Consider the following 16,123-nt stretch of genomic DNA (forward strand, 5'->3'; position numbering starts at 1 on the left):
CATGTCCTTCCCTCCCAACCAAGGGAGGCAAGAACCTTGGCGCGGGGTGGAGCAGCCCGGTAGCTCGTCAGGCTCATAACCTGAAGGTCACAGGTTCAAATCCTGTCCCCGCAACCAACGTCAAACCTATCTCGCCTGAACGGCGCCAGAACCCTCACATCACCAACCAACCACAACCCGCAAAGCAACAGCTTCGCGGGCCGCAACGCGTTCGCACAACACACCCGCACCCCACGCAAAATGTCAGCGAACCGCATGACATTTTGCGCCACAGCGCTCGATCCAAAAACACCAACACCTACGGCTAGAACATCCTCACTCGGGCGTCCGCTCCTGAGGCGACAGCAGCACGATGGCAGGCCGCAGAAAATCTACCTCGCGCGCACCGCCGAAAGCGGCAAATCTGAGCCAGCTATGAAGCGGCCGTACAGCCGCGCTCGGGGGGCGCCCAGCAGGGCGGCCTGCTGGTCGGAGAGAGCGTCGATGATGGTCGAAATCAATCCGCTCTATTCGGTCGCGGGTGTCGCGGTTGGATTTCTGGTCGGCCTCACTGGCGTCGGTGGCGGGTCGCTGATGACACCGCTGCTGGTCCTCGCCTTCGGCTTCCATCCGGTCACTGCGGTCGGCACCGATCTGCTCTACGCCTCCGCCACCAAGACCGTCGGGACCGCCGTCCACGGGTTCAGCGGAACGGTCGATTGGAAGGTGGTCCGCAGGCTCGCCCTGGGCAGCGTGCCAGCAACGCTCCTGACGCTGCTGGCACTCGCTTATGCCGGCACGAAGTTCGAGGGGACCGAACACGTCATCACGGTGATGCTGGGGGTTGCCCTCATCGCAACCGCCATCGCGATGGCGTTCCGTCGGCAGATTCTCGCTCATTATGCGGGCGCGCTGGAAACGACCTCCGATCGACAGATTGTGCGCCTGACCGTCATGCTCGGTGTCGCGCTCGGGGTCCTGGTATCGCTGTCGTCGGTTGGCGCGGGCGCGCTCGGCATGACCGCGCTTTTGATCCTTTACCCAAAGCTGCCGACCAATCGCCTGGTCGGGTCCGATATCGCACACGCCGTGCCGCTGACCCTGATCGCCGGTATGGGGCATTGGGCGATGGGATCAGTCGACTTTTCGCTGCTCGTATCCCTGCTGATAGGGTCGGTACCGGGCATCATCGCCGGCAGCCTGATTTCCGCCCGCATTCCCGATGGAGTGACGCGCGTGATTCTGGCCGGCACGCTGGCGATCGTCGGCGGCAAGCTGATCTTCTAGGGTCCAGACCGATCCGGTGTGGACGAGACGTCGCAGATCCGGGCGCCAGCTCAGAATGTCAGTGAACTGCATGACATTTTGCGCTCGCTCGATTCAAAACATCAACAACCGCGACTAGGGCCGACACTTCGACGATCACAATCGCGGGCGCTCTTTCTCAACGGTAAATCATCTCCGGTTGCTTGTGCGAGGCTATCGGTGCGACAGTTTTACGATCCGCACCACCGGTCCGGTGCGCAAACCGGGTTGGGGCCGGATGATCGCCAGCTGGCTGCCGCCGCGCAGCAATTGCGCATAGCGGGCCAGCTCGTCGGGGAAATGCGCGGGATCGGCGCGATAGCCGTCATAATGGGAAAGGATCGCGAAATCCGCATGGCAACCGGGCATCATCGCCTTGTCGACATGGGCGAGATCGACCACGGCACGCCCCGATCGCAGCTTCTCCACGCGGGAATAGCGGATCTGGCCGGTGAGGATGCCGCGCGCGTCGAGGCAGCCCGCCGAGCCCAACGGGAACAGGAAACGCCAGGGGCCGCGCAGCAGGTCGAAACCGGCATGCTCCATCACGATGCTGCTGCCGGGTGGGATATGGGCGCTTACCCAGGCGGTCGCGACCTGGCGCGTATCGAGCGCGCGTTCGGCCGCACCGGCCCGCGCTGCTTGCAGCATCGGAAGCGCCAGCAACAGCACCGCCACCGCTTCGATGAAGGGGAGGGGGCGGTGCAGGCGTTCGCGCAGGCGATCGGCCAGCCAGCAGATGGAAGCTGCCGCCGCGAGCGCCGCGAAGGGCAATAGCGGCACGATCCAGCGCTCCCACAGCAGCGCCTGCGCGCCGATGACGACCAGGAAGGCCAAGGCTCCAGGCAGGATCGCGACTGCGATGCGGGGGCGGGACAGCGCGCCCAGGGTGCTGGCCACGACCAGGGCTAGGCCAGCCGCGCCGAACGATGCCAGCAGCGGGTGCCCGGCATACCAGCCGAGATTGGCGAGAAAGCCGCCGCCGGTAGCGCCAGGATGGGCCGTACGCGCCTCTCCGGCCAGGTTCCGCATCACCGCGGGATAATCGAGCAGCAGATAGGGGGAAGCGATCAGCAGCACAGCGAGCGCGACCGCGGGCAGCAACGCCAGGCGGCGCCATTCGCTGCGGTCGATCGAGACCCGGTACAGGCCTGCGCAAAGCGGGTTGAGCACGATGATCGCCGCCGGCCATTTGGTTGCGCAGGCAAGGCCCGCCCAGATGCCAGCCATCACATAGTCACGCGGTCGGCCCTTGCGGGCGATCGCCACCGCCGACTGAGTGCAGAGCAGCATGAAGATCGTGGCGTGCACGTCCGTGCGGATGATCTGCGAATACTGGATATGGACGGCATTCACCGCGAGGAACGCCGCGGCGATCAGGCCGAGGCGCGGTCCGCCCAGCTTCCTGCCGAGCGACCAGATGAGCCACACACAGGCGATACCGCACGCCACGATGAACAGCCGCCCCGGCAGGAACAGGATTCCGGGATCGGCATAAGCCGCCGCCGTCAGCGCCGGGCCGTCGGCGAACCGGCCCGTGGCGATACCGATGCCGCCCACCGCCAGGCTGATCAAGGCGAGGCAATACAGCGTGGTCGTGCCGGGATGGCCGAACCAGCCCGGATTGAGGCTGTGGTTCCGCAGCATCTCGAGCGCGGTCATGATGAACAGCGGCTCGTCCGGGTCGTTGAGCGAGGGCAGGCCGAAGCCGACGCCGTGGATCCGCAAGCCCGTCGCCACCGCGAGAATCAGCAGCAGGCTACTCCATTCGGCCCATCCATGGGGTCGCCCGTTACGGGCCGGGGCGATCGGTTTCGTCATGCTATCGAAGACATGACGTGGAGCGACGATGCGAACCGTAATCCTGGCTGGCGGATTGGGCACCCGGCTCGGCGAAGAAACCAATGTGCGGCCGAAACCGATGGTCGAGATCGGCGGCATGCCGATCCTCTGGCACATCATGAAGATCTATTCTGCAGCCGGATTCAATGACTTCGTCATTTGTCTCGGGTACAAGGGCTATCTGATCAAGGAATATTTCGCGAATTATTTCCTGCACACGTCGGACGTCACGATCGATCTGCGCGGCGGCAACGGCATGGAGGTGCATTTCGCCCGCAGCGAGCCGTGGCGCATCACCCTGGTCGATACCGGCGCGGATACCATGACCGGCGGCCGGCTCGCGGCGATCCGCCATCATCTCGATCCCGACGAGCCTTTCTGCCTGACCTATGGCGACGGCGTGGCCGATATCGATGTCGGCGAACTGGTGCGCTTCCACAACGCACATGGCCACCGCGCGACGATCACCTCGGTCACGCCGCCGGGCCGGTTCGGCGCGCTCGAGTTCGACGGCGACCTGGTCACCGATTTCCGCGAAAAGCCGGCCGGCGACGGCGGCCGGATCAATGGCGGTTTCTTCGTCGCCGACCCCTCGGTGCTCGATCTGGTCGACGGGCCGGAGACGGTGTGGGAATCCGGGCCGCTCGAGCAGCTGGCGCGGCGCGGGGAGCTGATGAGCTATCGGCATGACGGCTTCTGGCAGCCCATGGATACGCTGCGCGACAAGATGCATCTCGACGAATTGTGGAGAGCCGGTAACGCGCCTTGGAAGCGCTGGTGAGCAGCGTCTGGACCGGCCGCCGGGTGCTCGTCACGGGGCATACCGGCTTCAAGGGCAGCTGGCTCAGCCTGTGGCTGAACGCGATGGGTGCCGACGTCACCGGCTTCGCGCTGGCGCCGCCGACCGAGCCGAGCCTGTTCGAGGCAGCGCGGATCGCGGGGCTGGTGCGGCATGTCGAAGGCGATGTGCGCGATCTCGCCGCCGTCCGCGCGGTGGTCGAGGCGACCCGGCCCGAGGTCATCTTCCACCTCGCCGCGCAGCCGCTGGTCCGGCTGTCCTATGCCGAGCCGGTCGAGACCTATGCGACCAATGTGATGGGCAGTGTCCACCTGCTCGAAGCGGCGCGGCGCGCGACGGGCGTGAAGGCGATCGTCTGCGTCACCAGCGACAAATGCTATGAGAACCGCGAATGGATCTGGCCCTATCGCGAGAGCGACCCGATGGGCGGGCACGATCCCTATAGCAGCAGCAAGGGCGCGGCCGAGCTGGTCGTGTCGGCCTGGCGCCGGTCCTTCTTCGAAGCTGGCGGGCCGCTGCTCGCCTCGGTGCGCGCGGGCAATGTCATCGGCGGCGGCGACTGGGCGGTCGATCGCCTGCTGCCCGATCTGGTCCGCGCCTTCGAAGCGGGCGTCGCGCCAATGATCCGCGCGCCGGATGCGGTGCGGCCATGGCAGCATGTGCTCGAAGCGCTGGGCGGCTATCTGATGATCGCCGAGCGGCTGCTCGCCGGCGAACGGCACTTCGCCGATGCCTGGAATTTCGGCCCGTCGGACGAGGATGCGCGGCCCGTGTCCTGGATCGTCGAGCGGATGCGCGCGGCCTGGGGCGGCGGCGCAGCGGATGCGCTGCCCGATACCGGCCCGCGCCCGCATGAGGCTGGGCTGCTGCGGCTCGATTGCTCGAAGGCACGCGCGGCGCTCGGCTGGCGCCCGGCCCTTGCGCTGGACGAGGCGCTCGACTGGATCGTGACCTGGCACAAGGCCGTCGCGGGCGGTGCCGATGCGCGCGCCGTCACCCGCGCGCAGATCGCCGACTATCAAGCCGCCACCGGCCGTCTCGACACGCGCTCGGCTGCCTGAACCGGCGCAGCGGCGAGCGTCAGCATATTGCCCAGCCGTAGTTCGATCGAGACCGAGGGCAGCGGCACGCGGTTCAGCTTCACGCCGACCGCCCACGCCACCTGGCGCGCGAGGAAGTCGATCGGGAAATGGTTGCGGCTGCGCTCGACCACGACCGCGCCATAACCGGCGCGGGTGAGCAGGTTCCACATCGTCGTGGGGTTGTAGAGTTCGGGATGCTGCAGGCAGAAGGGCGGCCAGCGTACGCCCATCACCCGGCGGAGCAGCGACCGCTCGTCATGAGTCACGATCATCAGCGTGCCGCCCGGCCGCAGCTTGGTCCGGATCTGCGCGAGCGTGGCGAGCGGGTCGAGCAGATGGTCGAGCACATGAACCATCACCGCGAGACCCACCGAGCCGTCCGGCACGGCCGACAGGTCGTCCATGTCGGGCAGCAGCGTCGCGGGAGCCTTGCCGGCGGCATCGCGCAGCCGGTCGTGGATCGCGCGATTGGGCTCGAACAGCCAGAAATGATCGAAGCTGCCCCGGCGCGCGGCTTCAGCGACGATGTAGCCGATGTCGGGGCCGATCTCGAGATAGCCGCCATCGAGGGGCGCACAAGCCGCGACGGTGTCGAAATAGCCGCGTTGGGTGGCAGCGATCGCGTCGCTCGCGACGAGATCCATGTTGGGCGCCATGCTCGAATAGAGCTCGGCGAGTTGCGGGCCGTCGAAGAAGGTCGGCGTGTAGAGCAGCCCGCACGCGGCGCAGCGATGATAGGAGAAGAACCTCTTTTCCTTGAACAGCCCCGACCAGAAGGGGCGGAGTCCTTCGAGCGTCATGTCCTCGGCGCGCTGCCGGCTATGGACCTCGGCATGGGCGTCGTCGCTGCCGCAAAGTGGACAGGGGCGTTGCAGGAAGGCCTGTCCGGTCATGTCTGATCTCTCGTGCGGCGGAAGGTGATGTGATTGTGCCAGAACCAGCTGCCGACGATCAGCACCGCGGTGAAGCCGAGCTGCGCCAGCACCGGCGGCAGGCCGGCGAGCTCGACCAGCAGCGGCAAAGCTGCCCAGTTGGCGGCATAGTTGAACAGGTAGAAGCTGGAAAAGCTGCCGAATTCGCGCGCGATGTTGCCCCGCGTCTTGAAGACGCCGAGCTTGTAGGTCGCAAAGGCGAAGCACAGGCTGATTGCCTGGGCGATACCAAGTGCAAGCAGATAGTGGCGGTGGAGCGCGTCGGAACTCCATAGCAGCAGGGGATAGATGGCGAGACCGAACGCCGTGTTCGCGGCGCCCGCCACCAGGAAGCGCAGCGGGCGCCGCGCACTGGCGGCGATCATGATTCCTCCCATAGCGGAATCCGCATATTCTCGCGCAGCACCTCGCGCGGCAGGAAGGGTGAGAGATCCTCCAACGCGGGAGAGGTGATCCGCCCGTCGGGATGCGCCTTGGCGCCAAGCTTGGGCGCGAAGGAGACATGCTCGTCGACGAACAGCTCGCACAGCACCGGTCCCTCAGTGGCCAGCGCCGCGGCGATCGCGCCGGGCAGTGCGTTGTGGGTATCGGCGCGGAAATAGGTGAAGCCGAAGGCGCCGGCGACCTTGGAGAAATCGGGGAAGGTCACGTTGCTCTTGGGCCCGCCCCCCACTTCGACGCCGTTGAAGAAATTGCGGTGAGTCTGGAAGATCGAGACATAGCCGCTGTTGTTGATCAGGAAGATCTTCACCGGCAGGCCGTAGCCGGCGATGGTCTGCAGCTCCTGCAGGTTCATCATGATGCTGCCGTCGCCGGCAATGGCGATCACGCGCTGCTTGCCGCCGGTCGCCGCGCACACGCCGATCGCGGCAGGCAGCTCATAGCCCATCGTCGCGCAGCCCGAATTGGTCCAGAGCCGCTGGCCGCGCTTGATCTCGGCCGCCTGGAAGCTGATCACGCAGGCGCTGCCATTGCCGGTGACGACCATGTCGTCCTCGCCGAGCTGCCGGAACAGCGCGTCCATCGCGACATAGGGATGCATCAGCGGCCCATGGTCGTGATATTCGGGCAGCACGACCGGGAAGCGTCTGACCCGCTCGCGCGCCCAGTCCATCCATTCGAGATGATCGTCATTGGGCCCGGCATAGGGATGGTCGAGCAGCGCCGGGATCAGCTCGGCAAGGTCGGCCACCACCGGCATGTCAGGCACGACATTGGGCTTGCGCAGCTCGACCGGATCGATGTCGACCCAGATCTTGAACGCTTCGCGCGCGAAGCTCTGCCAGTTGTAGCTGACCTGGCGGATGTTGAGCCGGCTACCGAGCACCAGCAGCAGATCGGCGCTCTGCGTGACCATATTGCCTGCGCGGTCGCCGACGGTGCCGGGGCGCCCGGCGTAGAGCGGATGATCGTTCCACAGCACGTCATGCGCATTCCAGCCAGTGACGACGGGAACGCCGAGTTTGTCGATCAGCTTCAGGAAATCGTCATAGGCGCCGGACAGGCGCACGCCGCCGCCGGCGAACACCACCGGCCGTTCCGCGCCGCGGATCAGGTCGAGGATCGTGCCGGCGGTGGCCGCAAGGTCGGTCACGGTCCAGGGCTCGTCCAGCTCCGCGGGGTCGAACCCGGGCAGCGTCTCGGGATCGATCTTCGATGCCTGGACATCGAGCGGGATGTCGAGCCAGACCGGCCCGGGACGCCCGCTGGTCGCGAGATAAATGGCCTTTTCGAGATGGTAGCGGATCGTCTGCGGATCGTTGACCATCGTCGCATATTTGGTGATCGGGCGGATCAGCTCCTCGATGTCGAGCTCCTGGTCGCCATATTGGCGCAAGGGCAGGCCAGTCGCACGCACGGTGGTCTCGCGCTTCACCTGGCCCGACAGCACCAGCATGCCGATCGAATCGACATAAGCGCCATAGACGCCGGTGATGGCGTTGGTGCCGCCCGGTCCGGACGTCACGTTCACCACGGCAAGCTTGTTGGTCAGCCGGTAATAGGCCTCCGCCGCCATCGACAGCGCCTGCTCGTGATGCGTGAAGGTCGTGCCGAGGCGCGGATGCGTGCCGAGCGAGTGGTTGAGGTGCATTGCCCCGCCGCCGGTGAGCATGAAGACATGCTCGATGCCGTGCCGGACGAGCCGTTCGGCCACCCAGTCGGAGAGTTTCATCAGGGTCATGCTGTCCATCCGTTCGAAAGCGCGGTGCGCCTGATCGCCTCGTCGAGGCCGATCGTTGGGGAGAGGCCGAGCGTCCAGCGGATCGCCTCGGTCGAGGGCACGTAGCGGCCGGGGTTCCAGCCCGGATCGGGCCGGCCCAGAATCTCGACGCAGGGCCCGCCGAGCAGAGCGGCGGTGCGGTGCGCCAGATCGGCGATCGAAACCGCTTCCTCCGACCCGACATTGAACACTGCGCCGTTGTCGGCGCGGATCAGCAATGTCCAGAGCCAGACGGTCAGATCGGCGGCATAGAGGTAGGAACGCACCGCCGTTCCGGCGCCGTCCACCCGGATGGTCCGCCCGGCAATGGCGTCGCGGATGAAGTTGCCCGCGGCGAAATGCACATCGAGCGAGAGGAGCGGTCCGAGCAACGCAAAGATGCGCGCATTGACCACATCCAGCCCGAACTGTTTGCCGTAGATGGCGCAGAGCATCTCGGCGGCGCGCTTGCCCTCGCCATAGGCCGAGCGCGGATCGCGCGGGTCGGGGCCGCCCATCCAGTCCTCGGTCACATGGCCGACCTCCCAGGGCTGGGCGCCATAGACCGCGCCCGAGCTGAGAAAGAAGAAGCGTTCGGCGCCGCGATCGACCGCGAAGTCGAGCGCGCGGCGGGTGCCGGTGACGATCGTGTCGAACATGCGGCGCGGATCATTGGCGTTGAGCGCCGCGCTGGCGTCGGTCGCGGCGTGGATCACATGCGTGAAACCGCCGCCGGGCGGGGCGAAGCCGGTGACGTCGCCTTCGATCAGCTGGAAGCGCCGGGCGAGATGCGGGACCTTCGCGGCGAAGGCGGCCGGATCGCGGCTCAGGATCGTGACCTCGATATCGATATCGGCGCGGGCCAGTGCCTCGAGCATCCAGCGCCCGATGAAACCGGTGCCGCCGGTCATGAACAAGCGCGCGCCCGATAGCCGCCACCAGAGCGGCGCGAGCGCGGCCTGTACCGCATAGAGGTCCTGTTCCAGGATCATGCCGGCATCAGCCCGAGCGATGGGCGATGGGCCGCATGGGCGCGCACCACCCGCGCGACGCTGTCGAGCGCAAGTGACCACAGGATCAGCGCGACCAGGCCCGGCCGGACGAAATGCCCGATGGCGAGGCCGAAGCTCGGGCTGACCGGTCGGCCGCCGAGCCAGCTTTCGAGCGACAGGTCGAGCACAGTCGAGAGTGGCCAGTCGGCGACCAGACACAGCAGATAAGCGCAGACGATCGCGGTGATCGGCCCGACGCCGCGCCACGGCTCGAGCAACACGAGGAACAGCAGGAAGGCCTGGGTATAGCCCCCCGGCGACTGGGTCACGAGGAACACGCCGAGCAGGATCGTTGCGATGCGGTGCGGCGGCAGCGCGCGCGGTTGCAACCAGGCAGCGACCAGCGCCAGCACGGCAACGCCCTGGCTGGCGCGGATCAGCAGCGGCACGATCCACTCGATCGTCTCGACGGTGCGCGACGGTACGAAGTCGAGCACCGGGATCTGCGCATTGCGTACCTGAAGCAGCGGCGCGTAGCTGGTCGCATAATGAATCTCGTTCCACACCTGCCCGCCCTGGAAGGTGACCCAGTTCGCGGTGTTCGCCGCGATCTCGCCCGGCGTACCGCTGCCGATGAGCGCCAGGGTGACGAGATAGAGCGCGATGGTGGCGAGCCCGGCCAGTTCGAGTCCGCGCCAGTCGCGCTTCACGGCCTGGGCCAGCACCGGGAGCAGCAGATAGGGCTTGAAGTTGATCGTCGCCGCGGCGGCCAGCGCGCGCCACGCGCTGGACCGGACGAGTGGCCCGTGCGCGATGATGAAGCAGGGCAGGGCGACGAGGATCAGATTGCCGCGCTCGAGCGTGAAGAGCAACGGCAGGCCGAGCCCGAAGGCGATCGCGCGCATCGACGCGGTGCGCGGGTCGTTGCGGTGGAAGCTCCACCAGACCAGCACGACGTCGAGCAGATAGAAGCCAATGATCGTCGAGCGGGCGAACCAGTCGCAGTCGCGCGCATAGAAGGGCGACTGGAGATAACAGCCCGGCAGGCTGAACAGGTCGAGAAACGCGAAGGACAGAGGCGGATAGACCGTCCGCCAGACCGAAAAGGCGCCTGGATGGTTCGCCCAATAGGCGGTGTTGAACCAGTCCATGAAGGTGTCGTTGGTGTCGAACACGAAGGGTTGGGGCAGAAACCCCGTCTCGTGGAAACGCATTGCCGTCCACGCGACGCTTGCCACCACGGCGAACGCGAGCACGATCTCGGGCAGCAGAGCAAGCCGCGTGCGCGTGCTCACGGCTGGCGGACCATGGTCCGGGCAGCGGGCCGAGCACGACCGGCCGGGAAGTTCAGCCGCTCCTGCTCGATCACGAGCGGCACGTTGCGGCTGCGCTCGGCGAGCATGCGTATCTGCTCGCCGATCAGGCCGAGGAACAGCAATATGACCGCGAACATCGCGGTGGCGATCGTCAGGCCGAACAATGGCCAGGCGCTGCCGCCCGTGATCGCCGCCGCCGCCGTTCCCGCCGCCAGCGGCACGACCGCTGCAGCTGCCAGAAAGGCGAGCGGGATCGGCAAACGCAGCAGCGACTTGGCCGATCCGGCAAGGCCGGACAGTGCGAAAGAATAAAGTGCGGCGAGATTGTTCTTGGTCTCGCCCGCCGCGCGCTCCGGCCGGTCGAACGGCAGGATCGCCATGCGGTAGCCGCTCTCGACCAGCATGCCGCGGAAGAAAGGCTCGGGTTCGTTCCACGTCGCAAGCGTGTCGACCACTTCGCGCGCATACAGGCCGAAACCGGTCGCGCCGGGGATCACCGGATAGTCGCCATACCGGTTGAGCAGGCCATAGCCCAGCCACCGGGCGGCCGTAAGCAGCGGCGCCGTCCGTTCGGATCGCCGCTGCGCCAGCACGATCTGCGCGCCGGCGCGCCATTGCTTGACGAAGGCGCCGATCATCTCGGGCGGATCCTGGAAATCGGCGCACATGCCGATCACCGCCGCGCCTTCGGCCTGGTAGATGCCATAGGTCGGCGAGCGCATCTGGCCGTAATTGCGGTTGTTGAAGATCGCCCGGATGCGTGGATCCTCGGCGCAAAGATGCCGCATCAGCAGGCGCGTGCGGTCAGTCGAATCATTGTCGATCAGGATGATCTCGTGCGATCGTACATGGCGTTCGGCCTCCGCCGTGACAGCAGCGCAGATCGCCCGGACATTCTCCTCCTCATTGTAGCAGGGGATGACGATCGACAGCTCGATCGCCCTTTCGGCACCCGCACTGCCGGCTGAGGTCATCGCGCACCGTCCTCGCGGCGCTTCAGGCCCAGGTCGATGCCGGTCGCCGGCGCATAGATCTCGGTGAACAACGCCGCCAGCACCGTCAGGATGAGCAGCGCGACCGCGGAGATATTGTATTTGCGATCGGCATCGAGCCGCGGCGCCTCGATCACCTGCACGTCCGACGCGGTTTCCGAGGCGAGCGTCTCGACCGCCACTTCCTCGGACGACCGGGCATAGACTTCGTACAGTGCCTGGGCGAAACGATAGTCGCGATAGAGGTTGAGATATTCGCCCGAGACCTGCGACAGGCCGGCGACGTTCGGCCCGGTGACGCCGACCTTCGCTTCGGCGGTGCGCGCGATCTGCGCGCGGATCGAGGCGACTTCCGACTGGACTGACTGGAGCTGCGGATTGTCCGGCCCCTGGAAGCGCTGCAGCGTCTCCAGCTCGACCAGCTTGGCCTGAAGCTGCGCTTCCAGACCCGCGCGCAACGACAGCGCCGACCCGAGCTGCGCTTCGGGCTCGGCCAGGTTGTTGCGCCGGCGGAAGCTGTTGAGCGCCGCTTCGGCGGTGGTCACGCGGGTGGCGGCTTCCTTGAAGCGGTCCTGCACCACATCGCGCTTGCGGCGGACCCGGTCGCGGCCCAGCGCGATGATCCGGTCGCTGATCGCCTGGACGTAAGCGCTGGTTAGTGCCTGCGCCTTGGCCGGGTCGTGCATGCGGACTTCGACCTCGACAATGCCGCCGGTCAGCGAATGCACGTCGACCTTGTGCGCGAGTGCGAGCCGCGCCGCATCGGCGCTGGCATAGCCCTGCGGCCCGACCAGCTTGAGCCGCCGGATCACGTCGTCGGTCACTTCGGTGCCGCGCGAGATCGCCAGATACATGTCGATCGGCTGCTTGGCGCCGCCGAGCAGCGCGGCGAAGCCCTGGAGCTGCCCGCCCAGCGCATTCATCATCGATCCCAGCCCGACACTGTTGCTGTCCTGCGGGACCATCTTCGCCCGGGCGACATAGGGACGCGGAAAGACGCACAGCGCGGCCAGCAGCAAGGCCAGCACGGCATAGGCAAAGCGACGCACGCGCGGTTCGCGCACCGCGTCGGTCAGGCGCGTGACGATGGTCAATCTGCCAGTCCCTTGATCGATGCAGCGCCGACCAGGCCGCCGAACAGGCTGCCAGTGATGTCGCGCAGCCGCGCCCAGAACTCGCCGCGATTGGCGTCGATCGGCACATAGACCAGGTCGCCCGGCAATGCCGGCGCCCGCAATATCTTCTTGCCGTTCGCCAGCACGGTGCCGTTGGCGCGCACGACGAAGATCTCGCTCTTGTCGCCGAGCTGCTGCACGCCGCCCGCCGACCGGATGAAGTCGCCGACCGAGCTGCCTTCGCGATAGGCGAAGGATGCCGGGCTCGGCACCGCGCCGAACACGCCCACGGTCACCGGACGCGGCGGCACATAGATGGTGTCGTTATTCTCGACGATCACGTCGCTCGGCAGCGCTGGCGCCGTGACCGGCAGGTCGAACACCAGCCGTCCGCTCGGCTCGCGCGTGCGGAGCTGTTCGACGATCGAATGGACCAGCGCGAGATTGCCCGGCTGGGCGAGCTGCGCGCGATTGGCCGAGACCACCGGCTGGGCGGTCAGCTGGAACTCCATGTCCTTGATCGCGCGGTCGAAGCTCAGCTTCTGCTGTGCCTTGACGCTCTCGCGCGTGATCACGCTGGCATAGGGAAAGGCCTGGGGAGTGAGGCCCCCCGCCTGAGTCACCACATCCTCGAGCTTCGTGCCCGGGCGGAAATAATAACGGCCCGGCCGCGCCACCTCGCCGCTGATCGTCACCAGCACGGATTGCTGGTCGATCGGGCGCGCAATGCCGACATCGGAAAGCACCCGCACGATGTCGCCGCGCCGCGCCTTGCGGGTCCGCGCCTCGGCGGCGGTGACTTGTTGCCAGCCCGACGCCGACTTGCCGAGGGAATCGAGCACCATCAGCCGGCTGTCATCGGCCACCGTGTTGACGCCGCCGGCATAGACGACCGCGTCGTTGAGCGTCTCATTGGGGGCGATCTCGAAGATGGCCTCGCGATTGACGCTGCCGATCACGGCGACCTGCTCGCCAGCGGGCGCGACATAGATGACATCGCCATTCTGCAGCGCCGCGTCGCCAGTCTTGTCGCCCTTGAGCAGCAGGTCGTAGAGATCGAAATCCGAGACCAGCTTGCCGTCCCGGCGCAGCTGGATCGAACGGAAGCTGCCGCCCGAGGAGGGCCCGCCCGCCGCCAGCACTGCGTTGACCAGGGTCGACAGGCTGCTGACGGTGTAGGACCCCGGCGTCGCCGCGAAGCCGGTCACATAAACGGTGATGCCGTGCAGCCGCCCGGCCGATACCTGCAGGTCGAAGCCGCGATATTGGCGCGAGACCTGGCGGGCGATCACGTCACGCACATCGCCATAGCGCATGCCACCGACCGTGATCGCGCCGACACGTGGCACGAAGATCCGGCCTTCCTGGTCGATCGTCAGCCGCAGATCGGCGGCCTGCACCGATCCGGTCAGGCCGAGCAGCAACTCGTCCCCTGGGTTGAGGCGGTAATCCGGCGGCACGGTGGTGGTGGGCGCGACCGTGAAGTCGCGTGCGCCGGGCACGAGCAGCTCGGCGCCGAAACGGCGCAGCGGCTTGCCCGCGGCTTCGGAGACGAACGTCTCGAACTCGTTCGCCGCCGGCGGGCCCGGCTGCTTCTTTGTCACGGCATCGGCGGCGCTATCGGCCTGCGGCGCATTGGGCCGGCTGTCGATCACGGTGGGTTGGTACGGCCGGACCTCCGCCTGCGGCACCGCAACCTGCCCCGCGGCCGCGCCGCGCGAGATCGCATCGGCGCCGCCCTGCTGCCCGGTCGGCGACACCGGTGGGGAAAGCTGCGCCCCGGCCGGCACCGGAATCAGCGGCAGCGCGAATACGCAGCCGAGGAGCAGTCGCTTCCAGGACATCATCATGTGGTGCAATCTTCTCGTTCGATCAGGCCGGCCGCCGGCCCGAGCAGTATTTCGGCGCCGGCCGCCCAGAGCCGCTCGTCCGCGGCGGCGAGGATCCCGCGCCCGCCACCGACCCGGTACGGCAAGCCGTTCCAGTCAGTGACGAAGCCGCCCGCCTCGGTCAGGAACAGGGCGCCTGCGGCATGGTCCCAGGGCAAGGTGCGCTGGAACAGGACCAGGTCGTTCTGGCCGAGCGCCAGCCGCGGATAGCTTTCGGCCGCGCAGCGCGGGACCGGCACCAGCGCAAATCGTTCGCTCGCAAGGTCATGGATGCGCGCGCGACGCTCAGGCGTCATGAAATGCGTGCCCAGCGCCGCGATCGGCATGGCGTCCCGGGTCGGCCGGCTGCGCACGGGGACGCCGTCACAGGTGGCGCCGTCCCCCTTTTCGGCATGGCACATCCGCCCGCTGACCGGATCGAGGATCCAGCCGGCGAGCGGCACGCCGTCCTCGACCAGCGCCACCATCATGCCGAAGGGCGCACGGCCCGCGGCGAAATTGGCGGTGCCGTCGAGCGGGTCGATCAGCCAGACCAGACCCTCGCCGATACCGTCGAGCAGCTCGGGCTGGTGCTCCGCCGCTTCCTCGCCGACGATGCGCGCGGGGATACCGATCAGCTCCAGCCCTTCGTGCAGCAGACGCTCGGCCTCGCGGTCGACACTGGTGACGATCTCGCCCGGGCTTTTCTCCGCGATCTCGCTGGCGGCAAGCGTGCGGAAACGCGGCGTCACCGCTGTCGCGGCGACGCCTCGCATCAATGCCGTGACTTCGTCCTTCAGCGACATTTTCGGATCAGGCAGCGACGCTGGCCAGCCGTCCGCGGGCATTGGCGGCCATGCGATCCTGGATCATCCGGATGCGCGACAGGTCCTCGTCGGCGATGGTGCGGTAATAATCGCGCTTGTTCTCCAGCCAGGCGAGTTCGAACGCGACCGCGTTGCTGATCGCCGCCTCGAAGCCCGGCATGTCGGCCGCGCTGCCGTCGAAGATCACCTTGCGCGTCTCGAACCGGTCGAGGCGGATGCGGCGCATCTCGCGCAGCGCCGGCCCGGATTCGACCGCGACCGACCCACCGACTACCAGCTCCAGACCATGCTCGGCGCAGGATTTGGCGGCGGCGAGCACCGCGTCAGTGATCCCGCGATCGTTGATCGCGCCGCGCGGCAGCCCGCGCGACAAGGTGAAATCGACCCGGCCGAAGACAATGCCGTCGAGCGACGCCTTGGCGAGCGGCAGCATCGCATCGAGGTTGCGCAGCGTCGTCTCGGTCTCGAGGTTGAACAGGAACTGCGTGTCGCTGTCGTCGCCATACACCTTGGCCTTGGCCTCGACGAACTTCGACAGCGCGTAAGGCGTCTCGACCATCGGCGCGATGATGTAATTGGCGCCGTAAAGCTTCGAGGCGAGCAGGTCCGACACCGCTTCGCAGCCGCCGATCTTGAGCGCGACCTTCAGGTCGGCACGATAGGCGAGCTCGAGCAGGCGCAGCAGCTCGTCGGGACGCGTGCCTTCCGCTTCGAATTCCGCCTTCACCGCGACGACGCCGAAGCGGTCGCGGCCTTTCTTGAGCATGTCGAGCATGCGGCGTTCGGTCGAATTCACCCTTCGTCTCCTGAGTGCAGCCGTTGTTGGTGAACTGAAGGACGGAGCGCGGAAGGCATTCCCGCAGCCGAAACGGGC

14 protein-coding genes and 1 tRNA gene are annotated in these 16,123 nt (G+C 67.0%); 4 read left to right on the forward strand and 11 right to left on the reverse strand.

The window, feature by feature from the left end:
- Positions 1–40: 40 nt before the first annotated feature.
- A tRNA-Met gene (locus WC729_RS27455) sits at positions 41–117 on the forward strand.
- A 369-nt stretch (positions 118–486) separates the two neighbouring features.
- Positions 487–1,266, forward strand: coding sequence for a sulfite exporter TauE/SafE family protein (locus tag WC729_RS27460; RefSeq protein WP_372858121.1), 780 nt, complete (start codon positions 487–489; stop codon positions 1,264–1,266).
- A gap of 192 nt (positions 1,267–1,458) precedes the next feature.
- On the opposite strand, the gene WC729_RS27465 is transcribed toward WC729_RS27460, so the two are convergent.
- The gene (locus WC729_RS27465; protein ID WP_372857844.1) at positions 1,459–3,105 is read right to left on the reverse strand and encodes an ArnT family glycosyltransferase; all 1,647 of its coding nucleotides are present in this window, start codon (positions 3,103–3,105) and stop codon (positions 1,459–1,461) included.
- A 28-nt stretch (positions 3,106–3,133) separates the two neighbouring features.
- Here WC729_RS27465 and rfbF point away from each other — a divergent pair, with 28 nt between their 5' ends.
- Complete coding sequence (gene rfbF, locus WC729_RS27470) at positions 3,134–3,907, forward strand: glucose-1-phosphate cytidylyltransferase (RefSeq protein WP_372857847.1); 774 nt, start codon at positions 3,134–3,136, stop codon at positions 3,905–3,907.
- Positions 3,904–4,986, forward strand: coding sequence for a CDP-glucose 4,6-dehydratase (rfbG, locus tag WC729_RS27475; protein WP_372857848.1), 1,083 nt, complete (start codon positions 3,904–3,906; stop codon positions 4,984–4,986). Before rfbF ends, rfbG begins: the two co-directional genes overlap by 4 nt.
- Here rfbG and WC729_RS27480 read toward each other — a convergent pair.
- From WC729_RS27480 to WC729_RS27525, 10 genes are read right to left on the reverse strand one after another with little or no spacing between them, the layout of a single operon-like run.
- Positions 4,944–5,900 (reverse strand): class I SAM-dependent methyltransferase, encoded by a 957-nt coding sequence (locus WC729_RS27480; protein WP_372857850.1) that lies wholly within the window; start codon positions 5,898–5,900, stop codon positions 4,944–4,946. The genes rfbG and WC729_RS27480 overlap by 43 nt on opposite strands.
- The gene (locus WC729_RS27485; RefSeq protein ID WP_372857851.1) at positions 5,897–6,304 is read right to left on the reverse strand and encodes a GtrA family protein; all 408 of its coding nucleotides are present in this window, start codon (positions 6,302–6,304) and stop codon (positions 5,897–5,899) included. The genes WC729_RS27480 and WC729_RS27485 overlap by 4 nt, the downstream gene beginning before the upstream one ends.
- Positions 6,301–8,121 carry a thiamine pyrophosphate-binding protein gene (locus tag WC729_RS27490; RefSeq protein WP_372857852.1) on the reverse strand — a complete coding sequence of 607 codons (1,821 nt, stop codon included), beginning with the start codon at positions 8,119–8,121 and terminating at the stop codon, positions 6,301–6,303. The genes WC729_RS27485 and WC729_RS27490 overlap by 4 nt, the downstream gene beginning before the upstream one ends.
- Positions 8,118–9,131: an NAD-dependent epimerase/dehydratase family protein gene (locus WC729_RS27495; protein WP_372857853.1), complete on the reverse strand. Its 1,014-nt coding sequence runs from the start codon at positions 9,129–9,131 to the stop codon at positions 8,118–8,120. Before WC729_RS27495 ends, WC729_RS27490 begins: the two co-directional genes overlap by 4 nt.
- On the reverse strand, positions 9,128–10,426 hold the full coding sequence (locus WC729_RS27500; protein ID WP_372857855.1) for a hypothetical protein: 1,299 nt from the start codon (positions 10,424–10,426) through the stop codon (positions 9,128–9,130). The genes WC729_RS27495 and WC729_RS27500 overlap by 4 nt, the downstream gene beginning before the upstream one ends.
- Positions 10,423–11,421 carry a glycosyltransferase family 2 protein gene (locus WC729_RS27505; RefSeq protein ID WP_372857856.1) on the reverse strand — a complete coding sequence of 333 codons (999 nt, stop codon included), beginning with the start codon at positions 11,419–11,421 and terminating at the stop codon, positions 10,423–10,425. Before WC729_RS27505 ends, WC729_RS27500 begins: the two co-directional genes overlap by 4 nt.
- Positions 11,418–12,533, reverse strand: a complete 1,116-nt coding sequence (locus WC729_RS27510) for a capsule biosynthesis protein (RefSeq protein ID WP_372857858.1) — start codon at positions 12,531–12,533, stop codon at positions 11,418–11,420. The genes WC729_RS27505 and WC729_RS27510 overlap by 4 nt, the downstream gene beginning before the upstream one ends.
- A complete protein-coding gene (locus WC729_RS27515; RefSeq protein WP_372857859.1) occupies positions 12,530–14,404 on the reverse strand; it encodes an SLBB domain-containing protein in 1,875 nt (624 codons plus the stop codon). Before WC729_RS27515 ends, WC729_RS27510 begins: the two co-directional genes overlap by 4 nt.
- Positions 14,401–15,270, reverse strand: a complete 870-nt coding sequence (locus WC729_RS27520; protein ID WP_372857861.1) for an inositol monophosphatase — start codon at positions 15,268–15,270, stop codon at positions 14,401–14,403. The genes WC729_RS27515 and WC729_RS27520 overlap by 4 nt, the downstream gene beginning before the upstream one ends.
- The gene (locus WC729_RS27525) at positions 15,236–16,045 is read right to left on the reverse strand and encodes an aldolase/citrate lyase family protein (RefSeq protein ID WP_372857864.1); all 810 of its coding nucleotides are present in this window, start codon (positions 16,043–16,045) and stop codon (positions 15,236–15,238) included. Before WC729_RS27525 ends, WC729_RS27520 begins: the two co-directional genes overlap by 35 nt.
- Positions 16,046–16,123: the final 78 nt, after the last annotated feature.

This window comes from Sphingomonas sp. (genome assembly GCF_041661825.1).
In the GTDB taxonomy this organism is placed as follows: Bacteria; Pseudomonadota; Alphaproteobacteria; order Sphingomonadales; family Sphingomonadaceae; genus Sphingomonas.

Excerpts from the sequence above, each read along its gene's own strand:
- WC729_RS27495 (WP_372857853.1), bottom strand. The coding sequence starts at position 9,131 with ATGATCCTGGAACAGGACCTCTATGCGGTACAGGCCGCGCTCGCGCCG.
- WC729_RS27480 (WP_372857850.1), bottom strand. The coding sequence starts at position 5,900 with ATGACCGGACAGGCCTTCCTGCAACGCCCCTGTCCACTTTGCGGCAGC.
- WC729_RS27485 (WP_372857851.1), bottom strand. The coding sequence starts at position 6,304 with ATGATCGCCGCCAGTGCGCGGCGCCCGCTGCGCTTCCTGGTGGCGGGC.
- WC729_RS27515 (WP_372857859.1), bottom strand. The coding sequence starts at position 14,404 with ATGATGATGTCCTGGAAGCGACTGCTCCTCGGCTGCGTATTCGCGCTG.
- WC729_RS27465 (WP_372857844.1), bottom strand. The coding sequence starts at position 3,105 with ATGACGAAACCGATCGCCCCGGCCCGTAACGGGCGACCCCATGGATGG.
- WC729_RS27520 (WP_372857861.1), bottom strand. The coding sequence starts at position 15,270 with ATGCCCGCGGACGGCTGGCCAGCGTCGCTGCCTGATCCGAAAATGTCG.
- WC729_RS27460 (WP_372858121.1), top strand. The coding sequence starts at position 487 with ATGGTCGAAATCAATCCGCTCTATTCGGTCGCGGGTGTCGCGGTTGGA.
- WC729_RS27505 (WP_372857856.1), bottom strand. The coding sequence starts at position 11,421 with ATGACCTCAGCCGGCAGTGCGGGTGCCGAAAGGGCGATCGAGCTGTCG.
- rfbF (WP_372857847.1), top strand. The coding sequence starts at position 3,134 with ATGCGAACCGTAATCCTGGCTGGCGGATTGGGCACCCGGCTCGGCGAA.
- WC729_RS27490 (WP_372857852.1), bottom strand. The coding sequence starts at position 8,121 with ATGACCCTGATGAAACTCTCCGACTGGGTGGCCGAACGGCTCGTCCGG.